This is a genomic window from Mesorhizobium sp. WSM4809, from assembly GCF_055811655.1.
Genome location: NZ_JBVVQW010000002.1, coordinates 42,195 through 56,694, shown reverse-complemented (window position 1 = coordinate 56,694; position 14,500 = coordinate 42,195). Strand labels below are relative to the sequence as shown.

Genomic DNA, 14,500 nt, shown 5'->3' with positions numbered 1-14,500 from the left:
AAAACAAAGGGTTAGAGTAGTTTGCCGGTTCCGTGAGCCGGTGAACTGCTCTAGCTCGTTTGGAAGTTTTGAGAACTATTTGGGAGGGCTTAATTACGGCGCCGTCCGTATCGCGCAGAATTCAACCTCATCGAGAGCCCCAGGCCCTCAAACCATATGGAGGTTGCCATGACCAATACACTTGCATCAGCCCAGCGTTGTGCAGCGCGAGCGGGAACGCCCGTGCGGCCGGCATCGCGCCGGCTCCTGAAGACCCTGCGAAGCATCATAGCGAGTTGGCACGATCGGATCTGGCGCGAACGGATACGCTTTCGCTGGCAACTCAGGCAGATGTCGAAGGACAATCCGCATCTGATCGACGATATCGGCCTGACGATACAGCAGGTCGAGGGAGAGATCGCCAAGCCCTTCTGGGAACGATAGAGCGAATGCCGCAATTGCGTCGGGCGTCAGCGCACCGCCTCGCGATGGGCGCCCAAACCGAGGTCGCTTTGGGCGATATGCATCAGAGGGCATCCATATGTACGCCATTGGTAATCTGAGTGCAGCCGGGCAGGCCGAATTGCTCGGCCCACAGACATAGTGAACCTGCTGCTGCGTTGAGCGCCGCGCCGCGTTCTGTCAGCGAATAGACTACCTTCGCTGGAACCACGGAAAAGACCTTGCGGTCGACAAGGCCGTCCGCCTCCAGTTCTCGCAATTGTTGCGCCAGCATCTTTTCACTGATGCCAGAGAGCGCCTGCTTCAATCGACCAAATCTGCGCGACGCCGTTCCGAGCTCGCAAAGGATATCTACTTTCCACTTTCCTTCGACCATCCTGACGGCCGCTGCAAAGCCATTGTCCGCGGAATTGTTCATCGCGCGTTCCTTACCTTCTGGTGACCACTTACGCCCGGGTGCGTATCGCGCGCCGCTCGTTTTGACATACCTCTCAAGACGATCACAGCAAAACGCGGTCTGACGCCGCCAATTGATATGGAGTGTGGAATGAAGCTTTCAATCACGGTTATTGGAACGGGCCGTATGGGCTCGGCGCTCGCCGGCAGCCTGCTTCAGTCGGGATATCCGACGACTGTCTGGAACAGAACCAGACAGAAGACCGATCCACTCGCCAGGCTGGGCGCAATCGTCGCCTCCTCCGTGGAGGAAGCCGTGAACGCAGGCGAGATCATCATTGTGAATGTCAGCGACTATGAGGTGACAAAAGCGCTTCTCCACAGTGACGCCATCGCCAGCCATTCGCGGCAAGCTGATCGTGGAGTTGACTTCCGGGACGCCAAATGGCGCACGGGAAGCCGCTGATTGGTATAGGGAGCACGGCGCAAGCTACCTTGATGGCGCGATCATGGCGACGCCGGATTATATCGGCACGGACGCCGGAACCATCCTGCTTGCCGGGCCAAGGGCGGCTTTCGACACGAACCGCGATGTGTTTCGCGCTTTGGGTGGCAATGTTCAGCATGTTGGCGAAGAACCAGGGCGTGCGAACGGGCTCGATAGCGCACTACTGGCTATCATGTGGGGCGCTCTGTTCGGGACGCTCCATGCGATCGCCGTGTCGCAGGCCGAAGAGATCGAACTCGGTGAACTGGCGCGGCAGTGGTCCGCGACGGCGCCGGTCATTGACGGCCTGGTGACCGACCTCATCAAGCGGACGAGCGCTGGCCGATTTGCCAGCGATAACGAAACGCTCTCGTCGATCTCGGCGCACCACGGCGCAATGCAGCATCTATTGGAGTTGATGCAGTTCCGCGAAATCGACCGTTCAATAGTCGATGGTTATGATGCGATATTCAAACGGGCCATAGCGGCGGGCCACCTGCACGATGATTTCGCCGCGCTCTCGCAATTTCTGGCGACAGGGAAGTAGCATGCCTTTGACGCATCTCATCGATAAGTATTGTGCATCGTGGTCCACCGAAACGCCGAGAAGCGGCGGGCGTCGCTGTTATCGATCTTGAGCGATGGCGCGACGTATACCGATCCAACCGTTCACGCCGTTGGTGCCGAAGAACTTCTAGCCCACATTGCAGGAATTCAGAGCAAGTATCCGGGTGCATGCATTCTGCGGACCAGCAACGTGGATGTTCATCACGGCGTTGCGCGCTTCGCGTGGAAGTTTGTGATGCCTGACGGTTCGTCTTTGCCCGAGGGCCTGGACATCGCTTTTCTGGATGAGGAGCAGAAACGGATAACGCGCATCATTGGCTTCTTCGGTTTGTTGAAACCAGCTCGATCTCTGGCAGAGGGCGGCGTCAGCTAACCGGTCAAAAGCTGACATTCGAACATGTCAGCGCACCGCCTCGCGGTGGGCGCCGGGCAGGCGGGTGGCGATCAGCTTGTCGATGCGGCGGCCGTCGAGATCGACCACCTCGAAGCGCCAGCCCTGCGCGTCGACGCATTCGCCGGTCGCCGGCAGATGATGCATGTGCGACAGCACATAACCGGCGACGGTTTCGTAATCGCGGTTTTCCGGCAGGTCGATGCCGAGAATGTCGGCCATCTCGTCGGCCTGCATGTAGCCGGCGAGCAGCCACGAGCCGTCCTCGCGCTTGACCGCGTTTTCCTCATCGCCGGCGTCGGTGTCGGCGCGGAACACGCCGGTGATGGCTTCCAGAATGTCGGCCGGGGTGACGATGCCTTCGAAATGGCCGTATTCGTCATGCACCAGCGCCATCGGCACGTCGGATTCTTTCAGCTTCTGCAGCACATCCAGCGCGTCGGCCTGGTCGTAGACGATGGGGGCTGCGCGCACATGCCTGCGCGGGTCGAGAACGCGGCCGGCAAGCAACGCGGCCAGCACGTCACGCGTCTGGACGACGCCGACCATGACGTCGACGCCGCCGTCGCCTGCCGGCAGGCGCGAATGCTGGGTTTCCATGAGCAGCTTGCGGATGGCCGCCTCGTCGGATTGCAGATTGATCCAGTCGACTTCGGTGCGCGGCGTCATCACCGCGCGCACGGCGCGGTCGCCAAGCCGCATGACGCCGGCGATCATGCGCCGCTCGTCGGATTCGATGGTGCCGTGATGCTCGGCCTCGGCGACCAGCATCTTGATCTCCTCATCGGTGACCTTCTCCTCGCTTTCGCCGCGCTGGCCGAGCAGCCACAGGATGGTGCGGCCGGAGAAATCGAGCAGGAAGACCAGCGGCGCCGAGACGGTGGCGAGGATGGTCATTGCCGGAGCGACCCTGGCGGCGACCCGCTCGGGGTCACGCAACGCGATCTGCTTTGGCACCAGTTCGCCGACGATCAGCGAGAAATAGGTGATGATGGCGACGACGATGCCGACGCCGAGCGGATCGGCGACGGTCTCGCGGATGCCGGTCGAGGCCAGGAACTGCGCCAGCCGTTCGCCGAGCGTGGCGCCGGAAAAGGCGCCGGAGAGGACGCCGACCAGGGTGATGCCGATCTGCACCGAGGACAGGAACTTGCCGGGATTGGAACCCAACTCGAGCGCGCGGCCGGCGCCATTGATGCCGCGGTCGATCATCGCTTTCAGGCGGGCCGGTCGCGACGAGACGATGGCAAGTTCGGACATCGACAGAAGGCCGTTCACACAGATGAGGACGACCACGATAGCGATTTCTACGTATAACATGAGCGGTCAATAGCATTGCGGCGCGGTCTTCGAAAATAGTCCGACGTGATTTTTGAGAAATGACCGGCATTTCGGTCACGCGGCATCCCAGGGCGGCGTCGAAAAATGTTCGACGAGGGCGTCGACGACAACCCGTACCTTTGGCGTGAGCGCGCGCGTTACCGGCCAGACGGCATGCACGACGATGTTCTCGACCAGGCAGTCCGACAGCACCATTTCGAGATCGCCGCTTTTGAGGCTGTCGGCGGCCAGCCATGTCGGCAGGAAGGCGATGCCGCAGCCGGCGAGCGCTGCATCCAGCATCGGGTCGCCATGGCCGAGAACGAGTCGCGCCTTGGGCATGAAGGTTGCGAGATGGCCGTCGGAATGCCTGATCACCCAGGGCCGGACGATGCCCTCGCGACCGTAGCCAATGACGCTGTGATCGGCGAGATCCTCGACCGATTGCGGCCGGCCATGCCTGTCGAGATAGTCGGGAGCCGCGCATATGGCCGAGCGCTGGGCGTAGAGGCGCCTGGCCGCAAGCGACAGGCTGTCGTCGAGTTCGCCCATGCGGATCGCCAGGTCGATGCCCTCCTCGATCAGGTCGACGCGGCGGTCATTGAAGGAGACTTCCACCGTCAGGTCCGGAAATTTCCTCGAAATCTCGAACAGCACGGGGGCGACGCAGCGTCGGCCGAAGGCCAGCGGCACGTCGATCCGAAGCCGGCCAGACGGGACCTGACGGCGCGAGGCAAGCAGCGACTGTGCGGCTTCGATCTCGGCAAGGGCCCGGACGCAGGCTTCATAATAGCTGACGCCTTCGCTGGTCGGGCTGAGGCTGCGGGTGGTGCGGTTCAGCAAGCGAACGCCGAGTCTCTGCTCCAGCTGCGCGATCGATTTGCCGATCGCCGACTTCGTCACATGCAGCCGCTCGCCGGCGCTGGTGAAGCTGCCGGCCTCCACCGCCTGTACAAACGCGACGATGCCTTGCAGGTCGGCCGTTTCCATGGCGATTTCCTATTGTCGACTTTTGATCCGCAATCAGTGTCAAATTATACCACACCGAAGCACTATTTTCTATAGTCGAAAGGCATAAATGTCTCGCCTGGCATCAACGCACGGAGCGCGACACGACATGAGCACCCCAATCAACAGATCCTGGCAGATGAGCGGTTTTGGCCTGTCGAGGCTAAGCCAGGTGGAAGGCAAGGTGCCCGGGCCAGGGCCGCACGATTTGCTGGTGCGGACCAAGGCCGTGTCGCTCAACTACAAGGATAAGATGATCGTAGACGGCGTGCTGATCCCCGACCTTGCCTTTCCCTTCGTGCCGACATCCGACGCGGTGGGTGAAGTGGTGGCCGTCGGCAGTGCGGTCAGCCGCTTTCAGGTCGGCCAGCGCGTGCTCGGCCAGGTGATCGCCGATTGGCCGGATGGCGACGCACCGCCGGTGCTGCATAAGCACACGCTGGGCTCGTAGCTGTCGGGAATGCTTTCCGACCATGTCATCTTCGGCGAGGACGCCGCGGTGCTGGCGCCGCCATCGCTCGGCGACATCGAGGCCGCGACATTGCCGATCGCGGCGCTGACAGCCTGGTTCGCCATGGCGGAAGCGACCAGACCGGTGCCGGGCCAGACCATTCTGATCCAGGGCACCGGCGGCGTGTCGCTGTTTGCGCTGCAGTTCGCCACCGCGTTCGGCCTGCGCGCCATCGTCACCTCAAGCAGCGATGAAAAGCTTGAGCGGGCGAGAAAGCTCGGCGCCTGGCAAGGGATCAACTACCGCACGCAACCGGCCTGGGATGAGGCCGTGCGTGAGCTGACGAATGGGCTGGGCGTCAACCACGTGCTGGAAATGGTCGGCGGCGATAATGCACGGCGATCGCTGAATGCGCTTGCCGCCGACGGTCGGCTGTCGATCATCGGCCTGTTGGGCGCGATGGAGCTCAGCTTCCCTATCATGCCCTTCATGCGCAACCGCATCACCGTGCAGGGCCTGTCGGTTGGCCATCGCCGCGCCTTCGAACGTATGAATCAGGCGATCGAGGCGCTGGCGATCAAGCCGGTCATCGACAAGCTCTTTGGCTTCGACGAGGTGCCGCAAGCCTTGCAGCATCTGGAGAAAGGGCCGTTCGGCAAGATCGTGATCACCACGAACTGACTTTTGCGATGGTCAGGGCAACTGCTTCAACACGCCGACAATTGCCTCGCCATCCGTGAAATAGGGATCGCCGCCGCCATTGCGTCCCGTACTGGTGGCGCCGACGCCCGATATATCGCTGGTCGAGATCAGCGTGCCGGCGGTGGCCAGGTCGCGCATCAGGAAATCGCGCTCGGCGTCGATGTCGGGGCCGATATGGTGGGTGACGGCGCCGGTGTCGTGGCTGAGGCCGACGCTGCGATCGAAGCTGGCCGAGCCCAGCCACAGCGGCCGGCCATCGTCGCCGCTTGCATCGGTCTGCCAGAAGCGGACATGATGCCGGCGGTCGGCGCTGAGGCCCTCCGGCTTCTCGAAGGCGAGATCCTGGGCGCGGCCATCGAACAGCAGCCTGCTGACCGGCGCATCGGGGTAGGGGTGGTCGAACAGCACGCTTTCACCAATCTCGATCGCGGTCTTCAGGGTCACGGCGTCGGCGGTGTCCCAGCCGGCGACGGCGAAGGCGTGCACTACTTCCTTTCGCGTACCGACAAGACCGACATTGATGGGATCGCCCGGAATGCCTTGTGGCGTGTGCGTCACCATCTCGAAGCTGTGCTTGCGAAAGCCGCGATCGCGGAACGTCCAGAATTCCGGTGCGGCGAAATAGGCGAGCGCCAGATAGGCGGCCAGCAAGGTCGCCACCCAGATTGCAACGCGTCGCCGAAAACTTCGCTGGCTCATGAACGCCGCCCGATCCGTGCGGTATCTGTTGCCTGACGGACCCTGGAAATCAATGGCCAGCAGCGCGCCGCCGGTCTATCGTGGGCATCGTTTCCTCGCGGGGGCAGCAATGGAGCGGAAGCTGGCAGGCCGCAAGCCAATGGCGTTGACCGCCGAGCTTGTCGCGCAAGTTGAGCGTGTCGAGCCTGATCCCGGGCCAGAGCCCGGAACCAGCGAGCACACCGATGCGGAGTTCGATGGCCTGGTCGACAAGCTGCTATCGCAGCATCGTCCCGAGACGCTTTGGGTCTTTGCCTACGGGTCGTTGATCTGGAACCCCGAATTCGCCCATGTCGAGCAGCGCCCGGCCACGGCGCCGGGATGGCACCGCTCGTTTTGCCTGAAACTGACCCGCTGGCGCGGAACCCGCGATTTGCCGGCCCTGATGCTGGCGCTCGATCGAGGCGGCAGCTGCAACGGCATCGTCTATCGGCTGCCCGCGGAAGATCATTTCGGGCAACTCGGCCAGTTGATGCGCCGCGAGATCGATGCCAACCCGCCAACCAACGTGCCATGCTGGATCAAGGTCAAGACCAGGGACGGGCCGCTGCGTGCCTTGGCTTTCGTCGCCGCGCCGGACGGCAGCGCCTATGCCGGCCGGTTGCCGTTGGAGCAGGTTGCCGACACTCTGGCGCGGGCTGCCGGTCATTGGGGCTCTTCGGCGCAGTATTTGTTCAGGACCGTGAGCAAGCTTGAAGAGAGCGGCATCCGCGACCGGAATCTCTGGCGCATCCAGGACTTGGTTGCACGGCAGATCGCCGCTTCAACCGGTGGCGCCGATTAGGCTGATCTCTTCCTAACGGCAGGCGCGATAACCGTTTTTGCGGTTCTTGATGTCGAAATGGAAATGGTTGCGGTGGTCGTAATTGTAGCCGGGGCCGAGCACGGTGGTGAAGTACTGGCAGCCGTCGGCGCGCACATTGTTGAGGAAGCCGCGGGTGCGGAAAGCGAACAGGCCGGGCTTACGCACGTCAATGTCGTCGCCATTGTTGAGTTCGATGCTCATGACGTCGAGCGCATTTCCCTTGCCATGCTCGGACAGGACACCTTCGCCGGCAATCCTGCGGCAGGAATAGCTGGAGCCCTGGTGGATGGTCTTGACGTCGGAGAAATAGCGCCAGCGGGCGGAGGGGACGAGCTCGTTCTTCGTCCAGCCGGCAAAGGTGGCGGCCATGTCGCAGGTCAGGGTTGCCGCGGGTTTCATCTGGATGTTGCCGATGGCCGAAACCTTGACCGGATAATCGATGCCGCACTGGCCTTCATGGATCGGCGCCAGGTCGGTGTAGGCGACATCGAGACGCTTCAATTGCTGCCGGCAGTCGGTTTCGCTGGCCGGCATCTGCTCGACGGGCGACATCGGCTCGTCCATGCGCGGATAGGCGGCCTGCGTCATGTATGGATTGGAAGGGACAAGCTTCTGCATGCCGGCATATTGCGGCACGGCAGCCGTCTGCGCGCCGACGTCGACGGCTGGCTGCAGCGACAGCACACTACCGGTGTTGCAGGCGGAAAGCGCCGCCAGCGCCAGGCCGGCGGTCAGCATTGCTGCATATTTTGTCTGGCGCGCGGTGGCGAAAAACAAGGCCCGAAATTTGCCGGCCATTGGCGGAATCCCGTTGATGGATATCCGGCATTTTAACGATCAAGGGTAAAGGAAAACTCAGCGCCCGCGTTCATGCCTGCGGCCGAATTGCGGCACGCGGCCTGGATCAGCCATGCTCACTGGCAGAACGTGCCGCCATGCCGGCGCGGTTCGAGATCGAGATGGAAATGCAGGGAGTGATCAGGATCGGCGCCTGGACCGAGCACCGTCTTGAAGGGTCCACAGGCCGCCTTGCGCACGGCGTTGAGGAATTTGGCGTCCTTCTCCGGCGGCGCCGGGCCGACCTCGATCTTCTTGCCGTCCGACAGCGTGAAGCTGGCGATGTCGAGCGCGTTGCCAAAGGCGTGTTCCGACAGTTCTCGGGTGCCGTTGCGTGGCCGGCAGACAAAGGCCGATGCCTGGCCGATCGATTTCAGGTCCTCACCGAATTCGGCTTTCGCCGCCGGCTGGATGACATCGGCGGCAAAACGCGCCGTTGCCTCGGCCATTTTGCAATTGAGCTCGGTTCCGGGGCCGATGGCGACGGACTTTCCAAGGTCCTTCAGCACGATGGGATAGGGGATCGAACAGCCGATTTCGGGCTGGCTTTCCGCCTTGTGTTCTTCGAATTCGACGCCGAGCGTCTTCAGCCGTTCGCGGCAGGCGACTTCCTCGGCTGGCATTTTCTCATCGGGGAGATCGGCCGAGCGCGGATCGGGCAGCATCTTCTTCTCGTCCGCGTCCGCCGGCTTTTGCGGCGGTTGCGGGGCAACGGTGGGCGGCTGAGCCTCGGGCTCCGCGATGTCCGGTTTTGGCGTCGGCGTTGGCGCGACCGCCGGCGGTTCCGGCTCGCTTTTCGTATCGGTTGAGGGTTCGGGAACCGGCGGTTCGGGAAGTGCCTGCTTTTCCTGGCGGGATTTTTCTTCAGGGTTACGGTCGGGCGCGCCGGCGGTGTTCGGACCTTTCTTCTGCTCCCCGGTCTTTGCTGCGTCGGCCTTTGGAGTGTCCGTCGGGCGTGGCTCGGGCACCGGAATATTGGGTCCAGGCACCGGAACATCGGCAGGCAAGGGCAGCCGCAACTGCGTTTTCTGCTGTGTCTGCTTCGGCGTCACCGACCGGTGTCTTCGTGGTTTCAGGTGCTTTCCGCCTCGCTGTTTGAGGCGCTGTTCGGCTCGTGGAGTCAACGGCTGCTCTATCCTCGGCGTCAACGGCTCGTGATGCCGATGGCGATGTCTCGCCTCGGCCGGCATCATCAGCAAGGCCGTGACGGCCATGACGAACAAGATCCTGAACGTTCGGGAAAAGATAAGCGACCCCATCGCCGTCAACGGCGCCGACGCAAGGTGGTTGCCTCGGCCGCATCACGAACGGTAACCGCTCCGTTACGCACCGATCGCTTCCAGCCCTTCCTCCAGCCAGTCGGCGAGCAGCGGCATGCCAAGCAGGTATTTTGCGGTGCGCTTGTTGGCGCGTTCGCGCGCGGCCGCCAGCGCGTCCGCCCATTCGGTGGCGTCGTAGTCGCCGCGACCGACCCAGGCCAGCGCGATCAGTTCGGCTGCTTCATCGACATTGAGGTCGTTGATCAGTTCGCGCAGCTCTTCCTCGGTCAGATTCTCGGAGCTTTCCTCGGCAAGGCCGTCATGGTGATGGTTGACATGGGACTCGCCGTCGAGCTCGACCTCATGCTCGGCGCCATCGGCATAGTCTTCATTGACGGCCGCACTCAGCGCCTTGGCCTTGAGGATGAACAGGCGCACAGTGTCGGGGCCGATCGAAAGCTCCCAGTCCTTTTCAAGCCGCCGCTGCAAGGGCCGTCTCCCTCAGGTCGTTTGCCGGATGATAGCGGATTTGCGGCATCCGTCACCTGATGTTCTCCGCACGCAATTTTCCGGGATGAAACGCAAGCCGACCGGCGTTAGTGTTGCATTCTCACCCTCCAGGAGGCTTCGATGCATAAAAGAGTGCTGATCCAGGTGGCGACTGCCCTTGTCGCGCTGCAGTTCCTTGCCGTTCCAGTGTTCGCCGCCGGCGGTGACAGTGGCGGCAGCGATCAGACGGTCACCCAATGCAAGAAGGGCGAAGTCTGGGACAAGAAGAAGAAAAAGTGCGTCGCACCCCAGGAGGGCATGCTCGACGACGACAGCATCTATGATGCCGGCCACGCGTTGGCGATGGCCGGGCGCTATGACGAGGCGATCGCCGTGCTCAGCCTTGCCGCCAACAAGCAGGATCCGCGCATCCTCAACTATCTCGGCTATTCGCACCGCCATTCCGGCCGCGTCACCGTCGGCCTCGGCTATTACGAGGAGGCGCTGCGCATCGATCCGAACTACACGCTGGTGCGCGAATATCTCGGCGAGGCGCATCTGCAGATCGGTGATCTGGCCGGGGCCCGGCAACAGCTGATGGAAATCGAGAAGCGGACCGGCAAGGGTTCGCGCGAATATGGCATGCTGGCCGAGCAGATCGACCATTTCATGAGAAGCTGAAAAGATCCCAGGGCTTTACCAAGCGGCCGCGAGCGATCGCGGCCGCTTTTTGTTGCCCCCAGCCTCATTCACCGCCTTGGCTGATGAAAACGGGGATGATTTTAGCAAAACCGATTTTTGGGCGTGAAAAACCCGCTGACATTGCTATATTCAGGGAAATTGCGGTGAAACGGTTCCGTTAGCCCGAGGCTGCCGGACCCGTTTTCTTTTTGTACCCATCGACAAGGCTTTCCCCGAAACGCGGGGGTGGCAGCAGGAAAGGTCAGGCATCATGAACAAGGTCCCGATGACAGGCGAGGGGTTCGCGTCATTGAAGGAAGAACTGCGCTGGCGCCAGCAGGAAGAGCGGCCGCGCATCATCGAGGCGATCTCCGAAGCGCGCTCGCATGGCGACCTGTCCGAAAATGCAGAATATCATGCCGCCAAAGAGGCGCAGAGCCTCAACGAGGGCCGCGTCAACGAGCTTGAAGATTATATCGCGCGGGCTGAAGTGATCGACGTCAGCAAGCTCAGCGGCGACAAGATCAAGTTCGGCGCCACCGTGGTGCTGGTCGACGAGGACACCGAGGAAAAGAAGACTTACCGGATCGTCGGCGACCAGGAGGCGGACGTGAAGTCCGGCCGCATCTCGATCTCCTCGCCGATCGCGCGTGCGCTCATCGGCAAGGAAGTCGGCGACGCCATCGAAGTCAATGCGCCCGGCGGTGCCAGGGGATATGAGATCGTCCAGGTGCAGTTCATCTAGGGGATTTGAGGGGGGCGCGGCTGCGATTTTTAAGCTGAGGTTTGCGCCGCCCCTCATCGCCCTGCCGGGCATTTCTCCTCGTATAGTGACGGGGAGAAAGATGCTCTCATCGACGATTTCGCCGATTTTCAACGTAGCAGAATAGACGCTGGCCTTGCGTTCAGCTCTCTTCTCCCCGTCGTTATACGGGGAGAAGGTGCCGGCAGGCGGATGAGGGGCAGCGCCAGCCTTTCCGATTGACGTCAATTCTTGCCAGCGTTGGCCTTGCCAAGGACCTGGAGTCCCGCCAGCCTCTCTGCCTCCGCCACCACCTCCGCCGGCATCACACGCTTCCCGGGCACTGCCAAAAGCGTCGACGCATATTGCCCGCGCGGACCCGTCAACCCGGGCTCGGTCGCCAGGAACACCGCAACCGTTGGCAGGCCGAAGGCGCTGGCGAGATGGGTCAGCCCGGTGTCGGCGCCGATGACCAGTTCCGAGCGGCCGATGAACGCAGCGATGTCGGCCAGCGGTGACTTTGGCACCACAACTGTCGATGGCACTGCCTTGGCAATGGCTTCGGCCACGGCCTTCTCGCGCTCGTTCGACCAGGTCGTGACCGGCGTTATCCCCCGCTCAATCAGGAGGCGCGCGGTTTCAATCCAGTCTTCGGCCGGCCATTTCTTGTCTTCGCGGCTGGTGCCGTGCAGCAGGAAGGCGGTTTTTCCGGCGATGCCCGCCAGAGTGCCGACGGGCGGCACGATGCCGGAGTCCAGGGTCGAAAGATCGGGCTGATAGCCGAGCGCCAGCCCGAACAGCCGCCGTATCCGTTCGATGGCGTGCAGGTCGCGCGGCACGGGATAAGTGGCATCGTAGAACAGCGTCGCAGAAGGTTCGCGCGCGCTCGAACGGTCGAAGCCGGCAATGGGGGCGCCGGCCTGCCTTGCCACCAGAGCCGATTTCAGGAGGCCTTGCGCATCGATGACGAGGTCGTAACGGCAATGGCGCAAGGTGCGGCGCAGGGCGGCCGCCTCGCGCCAGGTGCCGCTATCGAGCAGCGCCTTGCGCCAGCGCCGGATCGCCACCGTGTGGATCCGATCGATCGCCGGGTGAAGCGTGGCGATACCGGCAAATGCCTCTTCGACGCACCAGTCGAAGGACAGGTCCGGGCGGTTGCGACGAGCATCCTCGACGGCCGGAAAGGTGTGGATGACATCGCCCATCGACGACGTCTTGACGATCAGCACCTTCATGCCGCGGCCGGGATGTCCAGCAGCCGGTCCGCCGCTGCTGCGACCTGGCCGACTTCAAGCGTCTTCAGGCAGTTGAGGTGGCCGAGCGGGCAGACCTTCTGGTGGCAGGGCGAGCACGACAGGCCAAGCCAGACCAACTCGCGGCGTTCGCCCAGCGGCGGCGTGTTCTCAGGCGAGGTCGAGCCGTAGACGGCGACGATCGGCGTGCCGACGGCGGCCGCGACATGCATCAGCCCGCTGTCGTTGGACACGGCCAGCCTCGCGGCTGATATCAGGTCGATGGCGTCCTCCAGCCGCGTCTGTCCGGCGAGATCGACGAGGCCGGGGGCCAGGGCCGCGATCTCCGCCGTCACGCCGCGGTCGTTCTTCGAGCCGAACAGAGCGACCTTCAAGCCTTTGCCCATGAAATCGCGGGCAAGTCCGGCATAGCTTTCGCTGGGCCAGCGCTTGGCCGGGCCGAATTCCGCACCGGGCATCAGGGCCACGAATTTCTGCGGCGCCAGGCCGAAACGGCCGAGCAGGTCGACCTGGTTTTTCGTGTCCACGCTAAGCCGTGGCGCCCGGAAAGTGCCGCCCTGGGCGAGACCGAAATAGGCCTGCGCTGTGCGTCGTTTCACGTCATCGGGCAGCGGCACAATGTCGGTCAACAGGCCGTAACGCATCTCGCGTAAATTGCCGACACGGCGCGGAATACGGGCAAAGAACGGGATCAGCGCCGACTTCCAGCTGCCCGGCAGGATATAGGCCATGTCGTAGCGGCCGCGCAGCAGCCGGCCGAAGCGGCGGCGATGGGTGAATTCGAGCGCGCCGGGTTTGAGCGGAAAGTCGATCTGCTGGCGGATTTCGGGCATGCGCTTGACCAGCGGCGCGGCCCAGGCCGGCGCCAGCACATCGACAGCGGCGTTGGGATGCAACTCCTTCAGCGCCGAAAACAGGCACTGCGCCATCACCATGTCGCCCACCCAGCGTGGGCCGATCACGAGGATCGTTGGGCTTTCAGCCATTCGACATAGTCTCTGACACCGGTTTCCACTGTCCGGAATTGGCCGTTATAACCGGCCGCGTGCAAACGGGACATATCAGCTTGCGTAAAGCTCTGGTAGCTGCCCTTGAGATGGTCGGGAAAGGGGATGAATTCAATCTCTCCTTTCCCCAACGTGTCTATCACCGTTTCGGCTATGGCGCGGAAGGGCTGGGCACGGCCGGTGCCGCAATTGAAGATGCCGCTTGAGCCCCGTTTCCACAGCCACAGATTGACGTCAGCGACATCGCCGACATGGATGAAGTCACGGCTTTGTTCGCCGGGTCCGAACCCGTCATAGGCGCCGAACAGTTTCGGGTTCTCGCCTCGCTCGACCTGGTTGAACAGATGGAAGGCGACGGAGGCCATGGCGCCCTTGTGCGCCTCGCGCGGGCCATAGACGTTGAAGTAGCGCAAGCCCACGACCGGTGAATGGTCGGTATCGAAGGCGGTGCGCCCGGCGAACACGGTTCGCCTGACGTAGTCGTCGAACAGCTTCTTGGAATAGGCGTATACGTTGAGCGGCCGCTCGAGCGCGGGATCCTCGCGAAACTCCGAGCCGCCGCCATAGACGGAAGCCGAGGAGGCATAAAGGAAAGGCACGCGCAACGCCTGGCTTGCATGCAGCAGCCGTTTCGAGAAGGCGTAATTCACCTCCATCATGAATTTGCCGTTCCATTCGGTGGTGGTCGAGCAGGCGCCCTGGTGGAACACCGCCTCGATGCGGCCGAGCGAGCCGGCCTCCATGCGGTCCAGGAAATCGTTCTTGTCGAGATAGTCGGCGATCTTGAGATCGGCAAGATTGGCGATCTTGTGACCGTCGGTAAGGTCGTCGACGACGAGGATGTCGTCATGCCCTTCGGCATTCAGCGCGGCGACGATGTTGGAGCCGATCATGCCGGCGCCGCCCGTGACGATGATCATGAAGGG

Annotated in this window: 19 protein-coding genes; 9 read left to right on the top strand and 10 right to left on the bottom strand. The window is 62.6% G+C overall.

Annotation, left to right across the window (positions count from 1 at the left end):
• Positions 1–168: 168 nt before the first annotated feature.
• Positions 169–423: a DUF1127 domain-containing protein gene (locus tag AC0L24_RS04750; protein ID WP_127398419.1), complete on the top strand. Its 255-nt coding sequence runs from the start codon at positions 169–171 to the stop codon at positions 421–423.
• Positions 424–505: 82 nt separating this feature from the next.
• Here AC0L24_RS04750 and AC0L24_RS04745 read toward each other — a convergent pair whose 3' ends face one another.
• Positions 506–859, bottom strand: a complete 354-nt coding sequence (locus tag AC0L24_RS04745) for a winged helix-turn-helix transcriptional regulator (protein ID WP_127270482.1) — start codon at positions 857–859, stop codon at positions 506–508.
• 129 nt (positions 860–988) lie between these two features.
• On the opposite strand from AC0L24_RS04745, the gene AC0L24_RS04740 reads away from it, so the two are divergent.
• From AC0L24_RS04740 to AC0L24_RS04730, 3 genes are read left to right on the top strand one after another with little or no spacing between them, the layout of a single operon-like run.
• The gene (locus AC0L24_RS04740; RefSeq protein ID WP_473563496.1) at positions 989–1,303 is read left to right on the top strand and encodes an NAD(P)-binding domain-containing protein; all 315 of its coding nucleotides are present in this window, start codon (positions 989–991) and stop codon (positions 1,301–1,303) included.
• Positions 1,304–1,346: 43 nt separating this feature from the next.
• Positions 1,347–1,871: an imine reductase family protein gene (locus AC0L24_RS04735; protein WP_473563494.1), complete on the top strand. Its 525-nt coding sequence runs from the start codon at positions 1,347–1,349 to the stop codon at positions 1,869–1,871.
• 30 nt (positions 1,872–1,901) lie between these two features.
• Positions 1,902–2,264, top strand: coding sequence for a hypothetical protein (locus tag AC0L24_RS04730; RefSeq protein WP_473563493.1), 363 nt, complete (start codon positions 1,902–1,904; stop codon positions 2,262–2,264).
• 27 nt (positions 2,265–2,291) lie between these two features.
• Here AC0L24_RS04730 and AC0L24_RS04725 read toward each other — a convergent pair whose 3' ends face one another.
• The gene (locus AC0L24_RS04725) at positions 2,292–3,602 is read right to left on the bottom strand and encodes a hemolysin family protein (RefSeq protein ID WP_127295019.1); all 1,311 of its coding nucleotides are present in this window, start codon (positions 3,600–3,602) and stop codon (positions 2,292–2,294) included.
• 75 nt (positions 3,603–3,677) lie between these two features.
• Complete coding sequence (locus AC0L24_RS04720) at positions 3,678–4,592, bottom strand: LysR family transcriptional regulator (protein WP_127809566.1); 915 nt, start codon at positions 4,590–4,592, stop codon at positions 3,678–3,680.
• Positions 4,593–4,719: 127 nt separating this feature from the next.
• Here AC0L24_RS04720 and AC0L24_RS04715 point away from each other — a divergent pair, with 127 nt between their 5' ends.
• Together AC0L24_RS04715 and AC0L24_RS04710 are read left to right on the top strand one after the other, a co-directional pair.
• Positions 4,720–5,061, top strand: a complete 342-nt coding sequence (locus tag AC0L24_RS04715; RefSeq protein ID WP_473563492.1) for an alcohol dehydrogenase catalytic domain-containing protein — start codon at positions 4,720–4,722, stop codon at positions 5,059–5,061.
• A 9-nt stretch (positions 5,062–5,070) separates the two neighbouring features.
• On the top strand, positions 5,071–5,742 hold the full coding sequence (locus AC0L24_RS04710; protein ID WP_245481683.1) for a zinc-dependent alcohol dehydrogenase family protein: 672 nt from the start codon (positions 5,071–5,073) through the stop codon (positions 5,740–5,742).
• 12 nt (positions 5,743–5,754) lie between these two features.
• On the opposite strand, the gene AC0L24_RS04705 is transcribed toward AC0L24_RS04710, so the two are convergent.
• Positions 5,755–6,462 (bottom strand): LssY C-terminal domain-containing protein, encoded by a 708-nt coding sequence (locus AC0L24_RS04705; protein WP_127809567.1) that lies wholly within the window; start codon positions 6,460–6,462, stop codon positions 5,755–5,757.
• A gap of 109 nt (positions 6,463–6,571) precedes the next feature.
• Here AC0L24_RS04705 and AC0L24_RS04700 point away from each other — a divergent pair, with 109 nt between their 5' ends.
• Positions 6,572–7,285: a gamma-glutamylcyclotransferase gene (locus AC0L24_RS04700; RefSeq protein ID WP_127809568.1), complete on the top strand. Its 714-nt coding sequence runs from the start codon at positions 6,572–6,574 to the stop codon at positions 7,283–7,285.
• A gap of 12 nt (positions 7,286–7,297) precedes the next feature.
• Here the strand turns inward: AC0L24_RS04700 and AC0L24_RS04695 are convergent, their stop codons facing one another.
• The 3 genes from AC0L24_RS04695 to AC0L24_RS04685 all read right to left on the bottom strand — a co-directional run bounded on the left by AC0L24_RS04695 (position 7,298) and on the right by AC0L24_RS04685 (position 9,891).
• A complete protein-coding gene (locus AC0L24_RS04695; protein ID WP_127396635.1) occupies positions 7,298–8,104 on the bottom strand; it encodes an extensin-like domain-containing protein in 807 nt (268 codons plus the stop codon).
• A gap of 116 nt (positions 8,105–8,220) precedes the next feature.
• Positions 8,221–9,279 carry an extensin-like domain-containing protein gene (locus AC0L24_RS04690; protein ID WP_189526171.1) on the bottom strand — a complete coding sequence of 353 codons (1,059 nt, stop codon included), beginning with the start codon at positions 9,277–9,279 and terminating at the stop codon, positions 8,221–8,223.
• A 186-nt stretch (positions 9,280–9,465) separates the two neighbouring features.
• Positions 9,466–9,891 (bottom strand): DUF3775 domain-containing protein, encoded by a 426-nt coding sequence (locus AC0L24_RS04685; RefSeq protein WP_013530064.1) that lies wholly within the window; start codon positions 9,889–9,891, stop codon positions 9,466–9,468.
• A gap of 141 nt (positions 9,892–10,032) precedes the next feature.
• Between AC0L24_RS04685 and AC0L24_RS04680 the strand changes: the two genes are divergently transcribed.
• Complete coding sequence (locus AC0L24_RS04680; protein WP_127270421.1) at positions 10,033–10,572, top strand: tetratricopeptide repeat protein; 540 nt, start codon at positions 10,033–10,035, stop codon at positions 10,570–10,572.
• A 271-nt stretch (positions 10,573–10,843) separates the two neighbouring features.
• Positions 10,844–11,317 carry a transcription elongation factor GreA gene (gene greA, locus AC0L24_RS04675; RefSeq protein ID WP_013530066.1) on the top strand — a complete coding sequence of 158 codons (474 nt, stop codon included), beginning with the start codon at positions 10,844–10,846 and terminating at the stop codon, positions 11,315–11,317.
• A 242-nt stretch (positions 11,318–11,559) separates the two neighbouring features.
• Here greA and waaC read toward each other — a convergent pair whose 3' ends face one another.
• The 3 genes from waaC to rfaD are packed head-to-tail and all read right to left on the bottom strand — an operon-like array spanning position 11,560 to position 14,494.
• The gene (gene waaC, locus AC0L24_RS04670; RefSeq protein WP_127809570.1) at positions 11,560–12,549 is read right to left on the bottom strand and encodes a lipopolysaccharide heptosyltransferase I; all 990 of its coding nucleotides are present in this window, start codon (positions 12,547–12,549) and stop codon (positions 11,560–11,562) included.
• On the bottom strand, positions 12,546–13,553 hold the full coding sequence (waaF, locus tag AC0L24_RS04665) for a lipopolysaccharide heptosyltransferase II (protein WP_127809571.1): 1,008 nt from the start codon (positions 13,551–13,553) through the stop codon (positions 12,546–12,548). The genes waaC and waaF overlap by 4 nt, the downstream gene beginning before the upstream one ends.
• Entirely contained in the window at positions 13,526–14,494 is a 969-nt protein-coding gene (gene rfaD / locus AC0L24_RS04660; RefSeq protein WP_127809572.1) for an ADP-glyceromanno-heptose 6-epimerase, read from the bottom strand. The genes waaF and rfaD overlap by 28 nt, the downstream gene beginning before the upstream one ends.
• Between the last annotated feature and the right edge of the window lie 6 nt (positions 14,495–14,500).

Excerpts from the sequence above, each read along its gene's own strand:
- AC0L24_RS04750 (WP_127398419.1), top strand. The coding sequence starts at position 169 with ATGACCAATACACTTGCATCAGCCCAGCGTTGTGCAGCGCGAGCGGGA.
- AC0L24_RS04705 (WP_127809567.1), bottom strand. The coding sequence starts at position 6,462 with ATGAGCCAGCGAAGTTTTCGGCGACGCGTTGCAATCTGGGTGGCGACC.
- AC0L24_RS04745 (WP_127270482.1), bottom strand. The coding sequence starts at position 859 with ATGAACAATTCCGCGGACAATGGCTTTGCAGCGGCCGTCAGGATGGTC.
- AC0L24_RS04715 (WP_473563492.1), top strand. The coding sequence starts at position 4,720 with ATGAGCACCCCAATCAACAGATCCTGGCAGATGAGCGGTTTTGGCCTG.
- AC0L24_RS04710 (WP_245481683.1), top strand. The coding sequence starts at position 5,071 with ATGCTTTCCGACCATGTCATCTTCGGCGAGGACGCCGCGGTGCTGGCG.
- rfaD (WP_127809572.1), bottom strand. The coding sequence starts at position 14,494 with ATGATCATCGTCACGGGCGGCGCCGGCATGATCGGCTCCAACATCGTC.
- AC0L24_RS04735 (WP_473563494.1), top strand. The coding sequence starts at position 1,347 with ATGGCGACGCCGGATTATATCGGCACGGACGCCGGAACCATCCTGCTT.
- AC0L24_RS04725 (WP_127295019.1), bottom strand. The coding sequence starts at position 3,602 with ATGTTATACGTAGAAATCGCTATCGTGGTCGTCCTCATCTGTGTGAAC.
- waaC (WP_127809570.1), bottom strand. The coding sequence starts at position 12,549 with ATGAAGGTGCTGATCGTCAAGACGTCGTCGATGGGCGATGTCATCCAC.
- AC0L24_RS04695 (WP_127396635.1), bottom strand. The coding sequence starts at position 8,104 with ATGGCCGGCAAATTTCGGGCCTTGTTTTTCGCCACCGCGCGCCAGACA.
- AC0L24_RS04720 (WP_127809566.1), bottom strand. The coding sequence starts at position 4,592 with ATGGAAACGGCCGACCTGCAAGGCATCGTCGCGTTTGTACAGGCGGTG.
- AC0L24_RS04680 (WP_127270421.1), top strand. The coding sequence starts at position 10,033 with ATGCATAAAAGAGTGCTGATCCAGGTGGCGACTGCCCTTGTCGCGCTG.
- AC0L24_RS04740 (WP_473563496.1), top strand. The coding sequence starts at position 989 with ATGAAGCTTTCAATCACGGTTATTGGAACGGGCCGTATGGGCTCGGCG.
- waaF (WP_127809571.1), bottom strand. The coding sequence starts at position 13,553 with ATGGCTGAAAGCCCAACGATCCTCGTGATCGGCCCACGCTGGGTGGGC.
- AC0L24_RS04700 (WP_127809568.1), top strand. The coding sequence starts at position 6,572 with ATGGAGCGGAAGCTGGCAGGCCGCAAGCCAATGGCGTTGACCGCCGAG.
- greA (WP_013530066.1), top strand. The coding sequence starts at position 10,844 with ATGAACAAGGTCCCGATGACAGGCGAGGGGTTCGCGTCATTGAAGGAA.